A 16,322-nucleotide genomic window follows, 5' to 3' on the forward strand; every position below is an offset into this window, starting at 1 on the left:
CATGGCCAAATCGCTGTTGATCATCAGCCGCCAATCGCCGTGGTCCGGCCCCGGTGCGCGGGAAGCGCTGGATATCGTGCTCGCCGGTGGCGCCTTCGATCTGCCGATCGGTTTGCTGTTTCTCGATGACGGCGTGCTGCAACTGGCCGCCGGGCAGAACGCCAGGGCCTTGCAGCAGAAGGACCTCAGCGCCAATCTGCAGGCGCTGCCGATGTTTGGTGTCGAAGAGCTGTTCTATTGCGCCGAAAGCGCCAATGCTCGCGGTCTTGGCAACCTGTCGCTGGACGAAGCGCAGCCGCTTGCTGCTGAACACATCACCGCCCTTATTGACCGTTACGATCAGGTAATCACCCTCTGATGTCGACTTTGCATGTGTTGTCTCATTCCCCGTTCGGCGACGATCGCCTGAGCAGTTGCCTGCGCCTGCTCGGCAGCGCCGATGCCGTGTTGTTGTCCGGCGATGCGGTGTATGCGCTGCAACCGGACACTGTGCCGTTCTCAACCCTTCAAGAGCGAGCAATCAGACTGTTTGTATTGATTGAGGACGCACAGGCGCGTGCGATCGAGATTCCAGACTGGGCCGAGGCCATCGACTACCCGGCGTTTGTCGAACTGTCGATCCATCACGCCAAGGTCAACAGCTGGCTATGAATTCAATGACCGTCGGCGCCCGCGCCATCGAACTGGACAAGGATGGCTTTCTCGTTGACCTCAGCGACTGGTCGGCTGAAGTCGCCAGCGCCCTCGCCGCCGCCGAGGACATCGAGTTGACGCCCGAACACTGGGAAGTCCTTGAGCTTCTGCGTAGCTTCTACGCCGAATTCCAGCTATCGCCGGCCACGCGTCCGCTGATCAAGTACACCGCGTTGAAACTCGGCGCGGACAAAGGCAACAGCCTGCACCTGAACCGACTGTTCAAAGGCACCCCTGCCAAACTCGCCGCGAAACTGGCGGGCCTGCCCAAACCGACGAATTGCCTATGAACGACTTTCCAGCTTTGACCCTCGAAACGCCTGCCGAGCATCCGTTCGCGCAATTCGTGCGCATTCTCGGCAAGGGCAAGCGCGGCGCCCGCGACCTGACGCGCGAAGAAGCCCGCGAGGCCATGGGCATGGTGCTTGATGACCAAGTCGAAGATACGCAACTGGGTGCCTTCCTGATGTTGCTGCGGCACAAGGAAGAAAGTGCCGAGGAAATGGCCGGTTTCACCGAAGCCCTGCGCGCACGCTTGCACGCGCCCGCATTGAATGTCGACCTGGACTGGCCGACCTACGCCGGCAAAAAACGCCACCTGCCGTGGTATCTGCTGGCGGCCAAGTGCCTGGCGCAAAACGGCGTGCGGATCTTCATGCATGGCGGCGGCGCACACACGGCCGGGCGTCTGTACAGCGAACAACTGCTGGGCGAACTGAACATTCCCCTGTGCCGTGATTGGCAGCAGGTCGGCACGGCACTGGACAACGGCGGCCTGGCGTTTATGCCGCTGGTGGACTGGGCGCCGCAGTTGCAAAAGATGATCGACCTGCGCAACACCCTGGGCCTGCGGTCGCCGATCCACTCGCTGGCGCGGATTCTCAATCCGCTCGGCGCACGTTGTGGCCTGCAGAGCATTTTTCACCCGGGTTACCAGGCGGTGCATCGCGATGCCAGCGGCTTGCTCGGCGATACGGCAATCGTGGTCAAGGGCGATGGCGGTGAAATCGAGATCAACCCCGACGCCACCAGCCACCTGTATGGCACCAGCGGCGGTCAGAGCTGGGATGAAGAATGGCCGCAGCTGTCAGCGCAGCGCCACGTCAAACCCGCCTCGCTGGACATCGAGCACTTGAAAACCGTGTGGCGTGGCGATGTGGTCGACAGTTACCCGCAAATGGCCTTGATTGCGACCATGGCCCTCGCCCTGCGCGGTCTCGGTCAGAATCGCGAACAGGCCTTCGCAACTGCCGAGCAGTATTGGGCGGCGCGCAACACATCGATCTAACCGATTATTAGCGCCCGATCTTTGCGCTTTTTGTTCGAACTCATCGGAATAGACTCGACTCCAACGAATATTGGTTTTGGGAGTCTTGATCATGGGTTTACTCGTCGACGGCCACTGGCAGGACAAGTGGTACGAAAGCAGCAAGGACGGCGCGTTCCAGCGCGAACAAGCGCAACGCCGCAACTGGGTGACCGCCGATGGTCAGCCAGGCCCCAGCGGTGAAGGCGGTTTCGCCGCCGAAGCCGGACGCTATCACCTCTACGTTTCCCTCGCCTGCCCTTGGGCGCATCGCACGCTGATTCTGCGCAAACTGAAAGGCCTGGAAAGTCTGATCGACGTGTCGGTGGTCAGCTGGCTGATGCTGGAAAACGGCTGGACTTTCGACAAAGCGCTCGGCTCGACCGGCGACAAACTCGATGGCTTCGACTTCATGCACCAGCGGTATACGGCTGATACGCCTGACTACACCGGGCGCGTGACGGTGCCAGTGTTGTGGGACAAGAAACTCAAGCGCATCGTCAGCAATGAATCGGCGGAAATCATCCGCATGTTCAACAGCGCCTTCGACGGGATCACTGGCAACGATCTGGACTTCTACCCGGCGCCGCTACGCAACGAGATCGATGCGCTGAACGAGCGGATCTACCCGGCGGTGAACAACGGTGTCTATCGTGCCGGATTCGCCACTTCGCAGCAGGCCTACGAACAGGCATTCGATGAAGTATTCGCCGAACTGGATCATCTGGAGCAACTGCTGGGTGCCAATCGCTACCTGAGCGGGGAATACCTGACCGAGGCCGATGTGCGTTTGTTCACCACGATGATTCGTTTCGACGCGGTGTACCATGGACACTTCAAGTGCAACCTGCGGCGGATTGCCGACTACCCGAACCTGTCGAACTGGCTGCGCGAGATGTATCAGTGGCCGGGGATTGCCGAGACGGTGGATTTTCAGCACATCAAGCATCACTACTATGGCAGCCACAAGACCATCAACCCGACCGGCGTGGTGCCGAAGGGGCCGCAGCAGGATTTCAGCGTGGCGCATGATCGCGAGCGGTTGATCGGGAAAGGGGTTTGGCGCCGGGGTTGATTAGCTCGGTGTTTTCGAGAACCGTTCGCGAGCAGGCTCGTTCCCACATTGGATCTGTGTCATTCACAAATCCCCTGTGGGAGCGAGCCTGCTCGCGAAGGGAACGACGCGGTGTTTAGACCTGCGCCTGCGCCCCTTCAAACCACGCCAGTTTCTCGCGCAGCTGCACCACTTCGCCAACGATCACCAGGGTCGGCGCATGCACTTCATGCTCCGCCACCATTCGCGGCAGATCCGCCAGTGTGCCGGTGAAAACCCGCTGATTGACCGTGGTGCCCTGCTGGATCAACGCCGCCGGGGTATCCGCCGCGCGACCATGCTTGATCAACTGCTCGCAGATGATCGGCAAACCCACCAGGCCCATGTAGAACACCAGCGTCTGCGCCGGGGCGACAAGATCAGCCCATGGTAGATCGGTGGAACCATCCTTCAGGTGGCCAGTGACAAACCGCACGGACTGCGCATGATCTCGATGGGTCAGCGGAATCCCCGCATAAGCGGCGCAACCGCTGGCCGCGGTAATGCCCGGCACCACCTGGAATGGAATACCGTGGGCCGCCAGTTCTTCGATCTCTTCGCCACCGCGGCCGAAGATAAACGGATCGCCACCCTTCAACCGCACCACACGCTTGCCGGCCTTGGCCAGATCGACCAGTTGCTGGTTGATCTGATCCTGCGGCACGGCGTGTTCGGAGCGACGCTTGCCGACATACACCCGCTCGGCATCGCGACGGCACAACTCAAGAATTGCCGGCGCCACCAGGCGGTCATAGAGCACCACATCGGCTTGCTGCATCAGACGCAGCGCGCGAAAGGTCAACAGATCCGGATCACCCGGGCCGGCACCGACCAGATAAACCTCGCCAGTGGTGACCATTGGCTCGCCATCGACCTTGGCCTGCAACAGGCGCTCGGCTTCAGCGCCCTGCCCGGCCAGTTGACGATCGGCGATCGGGCCCTGGAAAACGTCTTCCCAGAAGCCGCGACGCTGCTGCACATCCGGAAACAGGTTTTTCACCTGATTGCGAAAACGCGCAGCCAATCCAGCCAACTGACCGTAAGTGGAAGGAATCCAGGTTTCGATTTTTGCCCGGATCAGGCGCGCCAGTACCGGCGCATCACCGCCGCTGGATACGGCGATGATCAACGGCGAGCGATCGACGATCGCCGGGAAGATCACGCTGCACAAGGCCGGCGCATCGACCACGTTGACCGGCACGCAACGGCGGTGGGCGTCGGTGGAGACTTGCGCGTTGAGCGTTTCGTCGTCGGTAGCGGCAATGATCAGCCCGCAACCGTCCAGATCCGTTTCGGCGTAACCGCGCAACAGGCATTCACCGCCGCTGGCAGCGACCAGTTCAGCGAGTTGCGTTTCGATTTCAGGTGCGACCACCCGCAGCAGCGCACCGGCATCGGCCAGCAGGCGGGATTTGCGCAAGGCAATTTCCCCCCCACCGACAACCAACACACGACTGCCGCGCAGGTTGTGAAACAGCGGCAGATATTTCATTTAGCCGATGACCTCAAGGCCACCCATGTACGGCTTGAGCACGTCCGGTACGCGGATCGAACCGTCGGCCTGCTGGTAGTTTTCCAGCACGGCAACCAGAGTACGACCGACCGCCAGGCCGGAACCGTTCAAGGTGTGCACCAGCTCGGGCTTGCCAGTTTCCGGGTTGCGGAAACGCGCCTGCATGCGCCGCGCCTGGAAGTCGCCGCAGTTGGAGCACGAGGAGATTTCGCGGTATTTGTCCTGGCTCGGAATCCACACTTCCAGGTCATAGGTCTTGACCGCGCTGAAGCCCATGTCGCCGGTGCACAGCGCCAGGGTGCGGTAAGGCAGACCGAGCAGCTGCAGGACTTTTTCAGCGTTGGCGGTCAGGCCTTCCAGCGCTTCCATCGATTGCGATGGCTCGACAATCTGGACCATTTCGACTTTGTCGAACTGGTGCTGGCGTATCATGCCACGCGTGTCGCGACCTGACGCACCGGCTTCGCTGCGGAAGCATGGGGTATGGGCGACGAATTTGATCGGCAGCAGTTTCGAATCGACGATTTCGCCGGCAACGATGTTGGTCAGCGACACTTCGGCGGTCGGGATCAGGTACAGATCGGCTTCGCCTTCGCGGGCAATCTTGAACAGATCCTCTTCGAACTTCGGCAACTGGCCGGTGCCTTGCAGCGCCGGAGCCTGAACCAGATAAGGCGTGTAAGCCTCTTCGTAGCCATGTTCGGTGACATGCAGATTGATCATGAACTGCGCCAGTGCGCGATGCAGCCGCGCGATCGGGCCACGCAACAGCGCAAAGCGCGCGCCGGACAGCTTGGCGGCGGTTTCAAAGTCCAGCCAGCCGAACTTTTCGCCGAGGGCAACGTGGTCTTTGACTTCGAAATCGAACTGAGTCGGCGTGCCCCAGCGGCGCACTTCGACGTTGTCGTCTTCGTCCTTGCCGACCGGAACCGACTCGTGCGGCAGGTTCGGGATACCGAGCAGGATCGAATCGAGTTCGGTCTGGATCGCATCCAGCTCGACCTTGCCCGCGCTCAACTCGCCCGCCATGCGCTCGACGTCCGCCATCAGCGGCGCGATGTCTTCGCCACGCTGCTTGGCCTGCCCGATGGATTTGGAACGCGCGTTACGTTCAGCCTGCAGTGCTTCGGTGCGGGTCTGGACGGTCTTGCGCTGTTCTTCCAGCGCTTCGATGCGCGCGGTGTCCAGGGCAAAGCCACGGGAAGCCAGGCGGTCCGCTACGTCCTGAAGGTTGCTACGTAACAGTTTGGAATCGAGCATGTCGGTTTCTCGTTATCAAAGTTTGGTCAGGGACAGGCCGGCCCACGTTGCGAGCAGCCCGCCGAATACGCTGAGTGCGGCGTAGCCCAGGGCCAGCAACACTTGCCCGCTTTCCAGCAGGCGCACCGTATCCAGTGAAAAGGATGAAAAAGTCGTCAGCCCCCCGAGGAAGCCGACCATCAACCCGGCGCGCACCTCGATCGGCACCTCCGGGCGTATCAGAAACAGGCCGTACAACACGCCAATCAGCAGGCAGCCCACGATATTAACGGCCAGCGTCGCGGTATAGAAGTGCCGCGGCCAATTGGCGCTGACCCAATTACCGGTGGCGAAGCGCAACAAGGTGCCGGCAACACCGCCGACCGACACTGCAAGGATCAATGGAACCACTATTTTCTCCGCTGCCGAGGGCTCAGACGATCGAGTTGAGCGAGGTGATTGAGCTTTTCGCCGATCTTCAACTCCAGGCCACGGGGCACTGGCTGATAGAACGGAATCGGCTCGAGTTCTTCCGGAAAATAGTCTTCACCGGCGGCATAGGCGTCCGGCTCGTCGTGGGCGTAGCGGTATTCGTCGCCATAACCCAATTGCTTCATCAGCTTGGTCGGGGCATTGCGCAAATGCAGCGGCACTTCCAGCGAGCCGTTCTCAGCCGCAGCGCGCAGTGCAGTTTTGAAGCCCATGTACACCGCATTGCTTTTCGGTGCGCAGGCCAGATAAGTAATGGCCTGAGCGACTGCCAATTCGCCCTCGGGGCTGCCGAGACGCTCCTGCACTTCCCACGCCGCCAGGCACAGGCTCAGCGCACGCGGGTCGGCGTTGCCGATGTCTTCGCTGGCCATGCGCACCACGCGCCGCGCCAGGTACAGCGGATCGCAGCCGCCATCGATCATCCGCGCAAACCAGTACAACGCGCCGTCAGGGTTGGAGCCGCGCACGGATTTGTGCAGCGCCGAGATCTGGTCGTAGAACGCTTCACCGCCCTTGTCGAATCGCCGGCGCGTATCGCCGAGCAAACTTTGCAGCAGCTCGGTGCCGATTTCGCTGTTGTCTTCGGCCAGATCAGAGGCGTTTTCCAACAGATTGAGCAGACGCCGGCCATCGCCATCGGCGGCCGACAGCAGCATCTGGAAGCCTTCATCGCTCAGGGTCAGGTTGCGCTTGCCCAGCCCGCGCTCTTCGGTCAAAGCCCGATGCACCAGTTTGCGCAGCGCCGCTTCGTCGAGGCTTTTCAGCACGTAGACGCGGGCACGCGATAACAAAGCGTTGTTCAGTTCGAACGAAGGGTTTTCAGTGGTGGCGCCGATGAAGATCAGCGTGCCGTCTTCAACGTAGGGCAGAAACGCGTCCTGCTGCGACTTGTTGAAGCGGTGCACTTCATCGACAAACAGGATCGTGCGCTTGCCGTACTGGCCGGCCTGCTGCTTGGCGATTTCAACGGCCTGGCGGATTTCCTTGACCCCGGCGAGCACCGCCGAAACCGTTTCGAAGTGCGCATCGGAGACTTCTGCGAGCAAGCGCGCCAGGGTGGTTTTGCCCACGCCCGGCGGCCCCCAGAAGATCATCGAATGCAGCGCGCCCTGCTCCAGCGCCTCACGCAGAGGCTTGCCGCGAGCGAGCACGTGTTCCTGACCGACGTACTCATCCAGATTGGCCGCACGCAGACGGGCGGCCAAGGGTTGGGCAATCGGTGCACTGCGAAACAGATCCATCACGTAGCGTTGAAACCTCTGATTTTCTGAAATCTGCTGAAGAACCTGTGGTGAGGGGATTTTTCCCGTTGGGCTGCGAAGCGGCCCCAAAAGCGACGACTGCTGCGCAGCCGGACGGGGATAATCCCCTCGCCACAATAGCCCCTCAATAGCTGGCCCTCACCACAAAGGCCCTGACACAAAGGGCCGGTGTTTATTCCTGGATAACGTCGGCACCCTTGGGAATGTCGAATTTGAACTTGGACGCAGGCACCGCTTCGTTGGCCTTGACCATGGTAAACAGGATATTGGTGCGCTGGCCGACGCTGTCAATCAGTTGCATGTCATTGAGCAGGCCGTTGCGGAACGACAGGCGCAGGTTGTCGAACAGGGTGTCCTTGGTTTTCGGCTTGAGAGTGAAGTCGATCACGCCGCCCGCCTCTTTCGCGCTGATATCGAAGCTCTGGCTGATCTTCGAGACATCACCGGACAGCAACAGCGCTGGCGTCTGGGTCAGACGCTCGTCGAGCTTCTTGATGGTTGCCTGTTCCAGGTCCGGGTCCCATAAGGTGACTTTCTTGCCATCGGAAACCATGGTCTGCTCGGCCGGCGCGTTGGTGTGCCAGTAGAACAGGCCCGGACGCTGCAGGGTCATGTTGCCGGTGGTTTCCTGCAACTGGGTGCCGGTGCCGTCGAGGGTCAACTGCGAGAAGTTCGCCGACAGGGTTTTCGATGTTTCGAGCAATTGGGTCAGACGCGCCACGTCCTTTTCATCGGCGTGGGCCGTGAGTGTGGTCAGCGCCAGTACTGGCAACAGCATGCGGATAAGGCGCATGAGAGTCCTCTTGAATAATCGTGGGAGAGCGGGTGGTGCGTCATTGCGCCACCCGCGTCGTTGCGTTTCAGTCGCGTACCGGGCCCGGGGCCAGGACTTCACGCGAACCGTTGGTGTTCATTGAGGTAACAACGCCGGCCATCTCCATCGCCTCGATCATCCGCGCGGCGCGGTTGTAGCCGATCTTCAGCTTGCGCTGCACAGCGGAAATCGACGCGCGACGGCTTTCGAGGACGAACTGCACCGCTTCGTCATACAGCGCGTCGGCTTCCGGATCATCACCGTCACCACCACCGCTACTGCCTTCAAAGCCGCTGCCTGCCTCTTCGACACCGTTGAGGATATCGTCGTTGTATTCCGGCGCGCCGCGCAGCTTCCACGCTTCGACCACGCGGTGAACCTCATCGTCGGAGACGAATGCGCCGTGGACGCGGATCGGCAGACTGGTGCCCGGCGGCATGTAGAGCATGTCACCGTGACCGAGCAGTTGCTCGGCGCCACCCTGGTCGATGATGGTTCGCGAGTCGATCTTGCTCGATACCTGAAACGCCATACGTGTCGGGATGTTGGCCTTGATCAGACCGGTGATCACGTCCACCGACGGGCGCTGGGTCGCAAGAATCAAGTGAATCCCCGCCGCACGCGCTTTTTGCGCAATACGGGCAATCAGTTCTTCAACCTTCTTGCCGACGATCATCATCATGTCGGCGAATTCGTCCACCACTACGACGATGGTCGGCAGTTTCTGCAGCAGCGGCGCTTCGTCGTGAATGCTTTCGCGCTTGTACAGCGGATCGCTCAACGGCTCGCCGGCATCCTGGGCTTCCTTGACCTTGGCGTTGAAGCCGGAGAGGTTACGCACGCCCATTTTCGCCATCAGCTTGTAGCGACGCTCCATCTCGGCAACGCTCCAGCGCAAGGCGTTGGCGGCATCCTTCATGTCGGTCACAACCGGGCAAAGCAGGTGCGGAATGCCTTCGTAGATGGACAGTTCAAGCATTTTCGGGTCGATCATGATCAGCTTCGCATCGTCCGGGCCGGACTTGAACAGGATCGACAGGATCATCGCGTTCACGCCCACGGACTTACCGGAACCGGTGGTGCCGGCCACCAACAAGTGCGGCATCTTCGCCAGGTCGGTGATGACCGGCTTGCCGCCGATGTCATGACCGAGCGCCAGGGTGACCGGCGATTTGAAGTTGTCGTACTCGGGGGTCGACAGCACCTCGGAGAAACGCACGATCTGGCGGTCTTCGTTGGGAATCTCGATACCGACGGTGGTCTTGCCCGGAATCACCTCGACGACCCGCACACTGGTCACCGCCAGCGAACGCGCCAGGTCTTTCGCCAGGTTGGCGATACGGCTGACTTTTACCCCGGCGGCAGGCTGGATTTCGTAACGGGTAATCACCGGGCCCGGGTGGATCGAGTCAACGGTGACTTCGACGCCGAATTCCTTGAGCTTGATTTCCAGCAAGTGGCCGACCGCTGCCAAGGACTCAGGCGAATAGTTGAGCTGTTTCTTTTCCGCAGGATCAAGAATGGAGATCGGCGGCAAGGTGCCTTCGACCGCGCTGTCGACGAACAACGGCGCCTGCTTCTCTTTCTGTACGCGCTTGCTCGGCTCTGGGGCCTTGGCCGGTGCCGGCGCGATCACCGGAGGCACCTGCTTCTCGCGGTCGGACATGTGCTTGCTCAGCGCTTGCTCACGCTCGATCAGGCGTTCCTTGACCTTGGCCTGTTCACGCTTGTCGGTGACAGTCGGTGCGACCACATCGTGGACGCGGTCATCAACCTCACGCAGTTGCGCGACCAGTTGCTTGCGCTCGGTGCGCGCCGACCACCAGCGGTTGAGCGCGCCCTGGAACAGCTCGAACAGATCGAGGGTGATCTTGCCGGTGACGTCCATCACCTTGAACCACGACAGGTCGGTGAATACGGTCAGGCCGAACAGGAACAGCGCGATGAACAGCAGCGTGCTGCCTTGAATGTTCAGCGCATTCTTCGCCAGATCGCCAAGGCTTTCGCCCAGGGCACCGCCAGCGCCGGCCGGCAGACCGGTCGCGGCATGGAAATGAATGTGCGCCAGCGCAGCACCGGAGAGCACGAGGAACACCAGACCGATCAGGCGCCAGGAAAACAGCCAGCCGCTCCACTGCCATGGCTCGTGACGTTGACGGAAGATCTGGTACGCCTTGACCGCCAGCAGCAACGGAAAAATATAGGCGAAGTAACCGAGCACCATGAACAGGATATCGGCGCTGTACGAGCCGGCCGGGCCGCCGAAGTTCTGCACATCGTCGATCTTGCTGTTATGGCTCCAACCCGGGTCGTCCTTGCCGTAAGTCAGCAAAGCCATCATCAGGAACAGGCACAAGGCGCCGATGGCGATCAATGCACCTTCCTTGAGCCGGTAGTGCAGTTGCTGGCGCCAGAGCGGAACGACTGTTTTGGGTGCTTCGGTGGTCTTCTTCAAAACGCTTCTTTTCCTGCGCCCGAGGCGCGTCCATCTATTGAATGACGATAAAAAACTGCCCAATCCAGGCAGGTAGAAAAGGTGAAAAGCTCAACTGGGACTACTTTTAACACTGTGCCACTGGTTTTATAAACACAGCCATAAACACTGTGCGCAGCGAAAAGCCCGTCACAACCCGGCATTGTACGGGTTTGTGCGCCCGACGCCATGTTTCAGACCCCAGCCTTGAGCATAGCCAATCGCACACGCAGTGCCTTGCAATTGGAGCATGCATTGCCTTTTGTGACAAAGGCTTATGAGCTGTATTTGATGAACGTAGCGAACCTGGCCGGATCGGGCTCACAGGAATGCTCGACAGCATCGACACGGCGACGCTTACGACCACGGGCGACACATCAAGTTGCAGCTCAATCCTCGCTGCACCAGACAACTGTGCAGGACAGCGGCGCCGTTTCGCGGCAAACTCTTTCGCGGGGCCTGCACGCCCCCTGACCGCCCTCCCCTTCTGCAAGCCTGGATGCCATGCTGACTTGGTTACAACGTAATTCCCTGACCTTTCCGCCACTGGAAAAAGCCATGCGCGAGCCGAACGGATTGCTCGCCGCCGGCGGCGATCTGTCCGCCGACCGCCTGATCCAGGCCTATCGCCATGGCTGCTTTCCCTGGTTCTCCGAAGGCCAACCCATTCTCTGGTGGTCGCCAGACCCTCGCACCGTGCTGTTTCCCGACGAACTGCACGTCTCGCGCAGTCTCGGCAAGCTGCTGCGCAAGCAACGCTATCAAGTGACTTTCGATCAGGATTTCGACGCCGTCATCCGCGCCTGCGCTGCCCCGCGTGACTACGCCGACGGCACCTGGATCACCGAGGCCATGCAGGATGCTTACGTAGAATTGCATCGGCGCGGTTTCGCTCATTCGGTTGAGGTCTGGGACGAGGGACAGCTGGTCGGCGGCCTGTACGGCCTGGCGATGGGCCAACTGTTTTTTGGCGAGTCGATGTTCAGCCGCGCTGACAATGCATCCAAATATGGCTTTGCCACGCTGGTCCAGCATTTGAAAGCCGCCGGGTTTGTGCTGATCGATTGCCAGATGCCGACCGATCACCTGCACAGCCTCGGTGCGCGATCCATTCCGCGGGGCGAATTCGCCGACTATCTGCAGCGCCATCTCGACCAACCGAATTCGGCGACCTGGGTTTGCTGAGCGACTTTTGCGCAGGTGGCTTACACTTAATCCACCAGCTTATCCCGAGGGTTGATTCATGACCGAGTTGGCGCGTTTGAAGTTTTATGCCACTCAGCCCCACTCTTGCAGTTATCTGCCCGAGGAGCAGGCCACGACGCTGTTTCTCGACCCGAGTCAGCCCATGGATGTGCACGTCTACGCAGACCTGTCGGAAATGGGCTTTCGTCGCAGCGGCGATCATCTGTACCGGCCGCATTGCCAGAATTGCAATGCGTGCGTGCCTGCGCGCATTCCCTCCGCACAATTCATCACCAATCGCCAGCAAAAGCGCATCTACAAACGCAACGCGGATTTGCAGGTGCAGCCGGTCAAACCGCACTTCAGCGAAGAATATTTCGACCTGTACCAGCGCTACATAGAACAGCGCCATGCCGACGGCGACATGTACCCGCCAAGCCGCGATCAGTTCTCGACGTTCCTGGTGCGTGACCTGCCCTTCTCGCGCTTCTACGAATTTCGACTCGACGGACGGTTGCTCGCAGTAGCAGTCACCGATCTGCTGCCTAACGGTTTGTCGGCGGTGTACACCTTCTACGAACCGAACGAAGAACGCCGCAGCCTCGGCCGTTACGCAATCCTCTGGCAAATCGCCGAGAGCCAGCGTCTGGGACTTGAGGCCGTGTACTTGGGTTACTGGATCAAGAACTGCAAAAAGATGAACTACAAGACGCAATATCGGCCCATCGAATTGCTGATCAATCAGCGCTGGGTCATCCTGAACTGAACCTGCGGCCTAAACCCCTTGGCGTAAACACCATTTTTCGGGCACAATGCACGCCGCTTTTGCCTGGCGCAGTTGCACCGGGCCATTCATTGGATACCGAGGGCTTTACTGCATGTCGAAAGAAGACAGCTTCGAAATGGAAGGCACTGTCGTCGACACCCTGCCCAACACCATGTTTCGTGTGGAGTTGGAAAATGGGCACGTCGTAACCGCGCATATTTCCGGCAAGATGCGCAAGAACTACATTCGTATTCTTACCGGTGACAAAGTGCGCGTCGAGCTGACGCCCTATGACTTGAGCAAAGGGCGGATCACTTACCGCGCTCGTTAATCAAGTCAATACAGAACGCCCGGGTAATGCCGGGCGTTTTTGTATCTGCGTTTTGAGGTTTTGGGCCTGGCGGTTTCGCGCTTACAGCATGCAAATCAAAAGATCGCAGCTTCCGGCAGCCCCTACGCTTGGATCGCTTGAATTCGATAGAGACGGGTTGACCTGCAGGCCGTCTTCGCGAGCAGGCTCGCTCCCACAGAAAAGCAAAAACAAAAGCAAGGCAGCGCAGCTGCCCGCGGCGAAGCCGCCCCACTCAACAATGAGCGCAAGCTCGAGTGCTTTTGATCTTGATCCACCGGCGACGTCGGAAGGCTGAGTGGAGGGATTGATCCGGGCGTGGGAGCGCAGCGACCGTCTGGCGCAGCCAGACACAGCGGAAGGAGGTGCAGCGAAGCAAACCGTAGCCGCTGCGCCCGGATCAGTCCCGGAGCGAAGGAACCCGAGCCTGCGAGGGCCGAACGCAGGAGCAAGCGTTTTGGGTTACCTTTTTGGCGTTTGAAAAAGGTGACTCGCCGTAAGGGCGAAACCGTAATAAGCCATCACCGCAGCAACGGATATACACCCAGAGCCCAAAAACACCGGACAACAAAAAGGCGCCCGAAGGCGCCTTTCCAATCCACATCAAGCCGTCAGGCCATTTCCGCAGTAGTTTCGAAGTCGAACGTCAACTCCCCGTCCTTGATGTCGATGTGCACCACACCGCCATGCTCGGCCAGTTCGCCAAACAGAATCTCCTCCGCCAGCGGACGCTTGATTTTGTCCTGGATCAGACGCGCCATCGGACGTGCGCCCATTGCCGAGTCATAACCACCCGCCGCCAGCCAACTACGCGCAGCATCAGTAACCTCAAGCAACACACGCTTGTCTTCCAGCTGCGCCTGAAGCTCGGTGAGGAACTTGTCCACCACACTTTTAATGACCTCATGGCTGAGGCGACCAAACTGGATAATGGTGTCCAGACGGTTACGGAATTCCGGCGTGAAGCTCTTCTTGATCACTTCCATCGCATCAGACGAGTGGTCCTGATGAGTGAAACCGATCGAAGCCCGCGCGGCCGTTTCGGCACCGGCGTTGGTAGTCATGATCACGATCACGTTGCGGAAATCCGCCTTGCGCCCGTTGTTGTCGGTCAGCGTGCCGTGGTCCATGACCTGCAACAGCAGGTTGAAGACTTCCGGATGCGCCTTCTCGATTTCATCAAGGAGCAATACGCAATGTGGCTGCTTGGTAATGGCTTCGGTCAAAAGACCGCCCTGATCGAAACCGACATAGCCAGGAGGCGCACCGATCAGACGCGATACGGTGTGCCGCTCCATGTACTCGGACATGTCGAAACGCACCAGTTCAATGCCCAAGGCCTTGGCCAGTTGTCGCGCGGCCTCGGTTTTACCGACACCGGTAGGCCCGGCAAACAGGAACGAACCGACCGGCTTGTCCGGCGATTTGAGCCCGGCGCGGGACAGTTTGATCGCAGTCGACAGCGAATCGATCGCCGCGTCCTGACCAAACACCGTCAGCTTCAGGTCACGCTCCAGGTTACGCAGCAACTCTTTGTCGGAACTGGTGACGTGCTTTGGCGGAATCCGTGCGATCTTCGCGACGATGTCCTCGACCTGCGGCACTTCGATACGCTTGACGCGCATCTCCACCGGTTGCAGACGCTGGTAAGCCCCCGCCTCGTCGATCACGTCGATGGCCTTGTCCGGCATGTGCCGGTCATTGATGTAGCGCGACGCCAGTTCGGCAGCGGCACGCAACGACTCATCGCTGTATTCGATATTGTGATGCTGCTCGAAACGTCCTTTCAGGCCACGCAGGATGCCAATGGTGTCTTCCACCGATGGCTCGACGACATCGACCTTCTGGAAGCGACGCGCCAAGGCACGATCCTTCTCGAAGATGCCGCGAAATTCCTGGAATGTGGTCGAACCGATGCAGCGAATGTCGCCAGACGACAGCAGCGGCTTGAGCAGGTTGGACGCATCCATCACGCCACCGGACGCAGCACCCGCACCGATGATGGTGTGGATCTCGTCGATGAACAGAATCGCCTGCGGACGTTTCTTCAGTTCATTGAGCAGAGCCTTGAAGCGTTTCTCGAAATCACCGCGATACTTGGTACCCGCGAGCAGAGCGCCGAGGTCGAGCGAATAAACAACCGCATTGGCCAGAAGATCCGGCACCTGATTGTCGACGATGCGCTTGGCCAGGCCTTCGGCAATCGCGGTTTTACCCACGCCTGCCTCACCCACCAGCAGCGGGTTGTTCTTGCGCCGGCGCGCGAGAATCTGCGCGACACGCTCGACCTCCGATTCACGGCCGACCAGCGGATCGATGCGACCCTGGCGTGCGAGTTCGTTGAGGTTGCTGGCATAAGCATCCAGAGGATTGCCTGAAGAAGAAGACTCACCGCCCTCGTCGTCCTGCATATCTTGTTCACCTTCAGAGTGATCGCCGTGCCCCGGTACTTTCGAAATGCCGTGGGCGATGTAGTTGACGACATCGATGCGCGCCACGCTCTGCTGTTTCAGCAGGAACACGGCCTGACTCTCTTGCTCACTGAAGATGGCGACCAGCACGTTGGCGCCGGTCACTTCGCGTTTGCCCGAGCTCTGTACGTGAAAAACAGCACGCTGCAGGACACGCTGGAAGCCCAGGGTTGGCTGGGTCTCGCGATCCTCGTCATGCACGGGGATCAATGGCGTGGTGGAGTCGATGAACTCCTGCAGATCATGCTTGAGTTTGTCGAGGTTTGCGCCGCAGGCACGCAAAACGGTGGCGGCAGCCTCATTATCCAATAGGGCCAGCAGGAGATGTTCGACGGTCATGAACTCATGACGCTTCGAACGAGCCTCCTTGAAGGCAAGATTGAGGGTGACTTCGAGCTCGCGGTTTAACATAGCTTCACCTCATACCCAAGTGGTCGGCGATTAACCGTCCTTCTCGATTTCACAGAGTAGCGGATGCTGGCTTTCCCTGGCGTACTGGTTGACCTGCATGGCCTTTGTCTCGGCGATGTCGCGGGTAAACACTCCACATACTGCCCGTCCTTCTGTATGGACGGCCAGCATGACCTTGGTCGCCAGCTCGCGATTCAGGTTAAAAAACACCTCGAGCACTTCGACGACGAAATCCATCGGTGTGTAGTCATCGTT

At 59.8% G+C, this 16,322-nt stretch carries 16 protein-coding genes; 8 read left to right on the forward strand and 8 right to left on the reverse strand.

The genetic code is table 11. The features are described 5' to 3' along the window. Position 1 precedes the first annotated feature (1 nt). From tusC to D8U70_RS22270, 5 genes are all read left to right on the forward strand, one after another. A complete protein-coding gene (gene tusC, locus D8U70_RS22250) occupies positions 2-358 on the forward strand; it encodes a sulfurtransferase complex subunit TusC (RefSeq protein WP_071172887.1) in 357 nt (118 codons plus the stop codon). After that, entirely contained in the window at positions 358-651 is a 294-nt protein-coding gene (gene tusB / locus D8U70_RS22255; protein WP_056788919.1) for a sulfurtransferase complex subunit TusB, read from the forward strand. Before tusC ends, tusB begins: the two co-directional genes overlap by 1 nt. After that, a complete protein-coding gene (locus tag D8U70_RS22260; RefSeq protein WP_016770652.1) occupies positions 648-983 on the forward strand; it encodes a TusE/DsrC/DsvC family sulfur relay protein in 336 nt (111 codons plus the stop codon). Before tusB ends, D8U70_RS22260 begins: the two co-directional genes overlap by 4 nt. Then, the gene (locus D8U70_RS22265) at positions 980-1,981 is read left to right on the forward strand and encodes a glycosyl transferase family protein (RefSeq protein WP_130929733.1); all 1,002 of its coding nucleotides are present in this window, start codon (positions 980-982) and stop codon (positions 1,979-1,981) included. The genes D8U70_RS22260 and D8U70_RS22265 overlap by 4 nt, the downstream gene beginning before the upstream one ends. Positions 1,982-2,072: 91 nt before the next feature. Further along, positions 2,073-3,074: a glutathione S-transferase family protein gene (locus tag D8U70_RS22270; RefSeq protein ID WP_122703766.1), complete on the forward strand. Its 1,002-nt coding sequence runs from the start codon at positions 2,073-2,075 to the stop codon at positions 3,072-3,074. Between the two features lie 115 nt (positions 3,075-3,189). Here D8U70_RS22270 and cysG read toward each other — a convergent pair whose 3' ends face one another. From cysG to ftsK, 6 genes are all read right to left on the reverse strand, one after another. Next, positions 3,190-4,584 carry a siroheme synthase CysG gene (gene cysG, locus D8U70_RS22275; RefSeq protein WP_041477064.1) on the reverse strand — a complete coding sequence of 465 codons (1,395 nt, stop codon included), beginning with the start codon at positions 4,582-4,584 and terminating at the stop codon, positions 3,190-3,192. Beyond that, positions 4,585-5,865, reverse strand: a complete 1,281-nt coding sequence (serS, locus tag D8U70_RS22280) for a serine--tRNA ligase (protein WP_024013408.1) — start codon at positions 5,863-5,865, stop codon at positions 4,585-4,587. Positions 5,866-5,880: 15 nt separating this feature from the next. Beyond that, positions 5,881-6,255 carry a fluoride efflux transporter CrcB gene (gene crcB / locus D8U70_RS22285; RefSeq protein ID WP_016775261.1) on the reverse strand — a complete coding sequence of 125 codons (375 nt, stop codon included), beginning with the start codon at positions 6,253-6,255 and terminating at the stop codon, positions 5,881-5,883. Beyond that, positions 6,255-7,577 (reverse strand): replication-associated recombination protein A, encoded by a 1,323-nt coding sequence (locus D8U70_RS22290; protein WP_042609225.1) that lies wholly within the window; start codon positions 7,575-7,577, stop codon positions 6,255-6,257. Before D8U70_RS22290 ends, crcB begins: the two co-directional genes overlap by 1 nt. Positions 7,578-7,770: 193 nt before the next feature. Beyond that, on the reverse strand, positions 7,771-8,391 hold the full coding sequence (lolA, locus tag D8U70_RS22295) for an outer membrane lipoprotein chaperone LolA (protein ID WP_073471296.1): 621 nt from the start codon (positions 8,389-8,391) through the stop codon (positions 7,771-7,773). Between the two features lie 67 nt (positions 8,392-8,458). Then, a complete protein-coding gene (gene ftsK, locus D8U70_RS22300) occupies positions 8,459-10,867 on the reverse strand; it encodes a DNA translocase FtsK (protein WP_041477069.1) in 2,409 nt (802 codons plus the stop codon). 522 nt (positions 10,868-11,389) lie between these two features. Between ftsK and aat the strand changes: the two genes are divergently transcribed. From aat to infA, 3 genes are all read left to right on the forward strand, one after another. Further along, positions 11,390-12,070 (forward strand): leucyl/phenylalanyl-tRNA--protein transferase, encoded by a 681-nt coding sequence (aat, locus tag D8U70_RS22305; protein ID WP_076563519.1) that lies wholly within the window; start codon positions 11,390-11,392, stop codon positions 12,068-12,070. Between the two features lie 58 nt (positions 12,071-12,128). Next, complete coding sequence (locus D8U70_RS22310; protein WP_041477071.1) at positions 12,129-12,836, forward strand: arginyltransferase; 708 nt, start codon at positions 12,129-12,131, stop codon at positions 12,834-12,836. A gap of 112 nt (positions 12,837-12,948) precedes the next feature. Further along, complete coding sequence (gene infA, locus D8U70_RS22315) at positions 12,949-13,167, forward strand: translation initiation factor IF-1 (RefSeq protein ID WP_002553999.1); 219 nt, start codon at positions 12,949-12,951, stop codon at positions 13,165-13,167. A 629-nt stretch (positions 13,168-13,796) separates the two neighbouring features. Here the strand turns inward: infA and clpA are convergent. Continuing rightward, positions 13,797-16,067 carry an ATP-dependent Clp protease ATP-binding subunit ClpA gene (gene clpA / locus D8U70_RS22320; RefSeq protein ID WP_016775266.1) on the reverse strand — a complete coding sequence of 757 codons (2,271 nt, stop codon included), beginning with the start codon at positions 16,065-16,067 and terminating at the stop codon, positions 13,797-13,799. Positions 16,068-16,097: 30 nt separating this feature from the next. Beyond that, positions 16,098-16,322: ATP-dependent Clp protease adapter ClpS (gene clpS / locus D8U70_RS22325; protein ID WP_130929734.1), on the reverse strand; the 225-nt coding region annotated here is incomplete at its 5' end.

This window comes from Pseudomonas sp. Sample_20 (assembly GCF_004307585.1).
Lineage (GTDB): Bacteria > Pseudomonadota > Gammaproteobacteria > Pseudomonadales > Pseudomonadaceae > Aquipseudomonas > Aquipseudomonas atacamensis.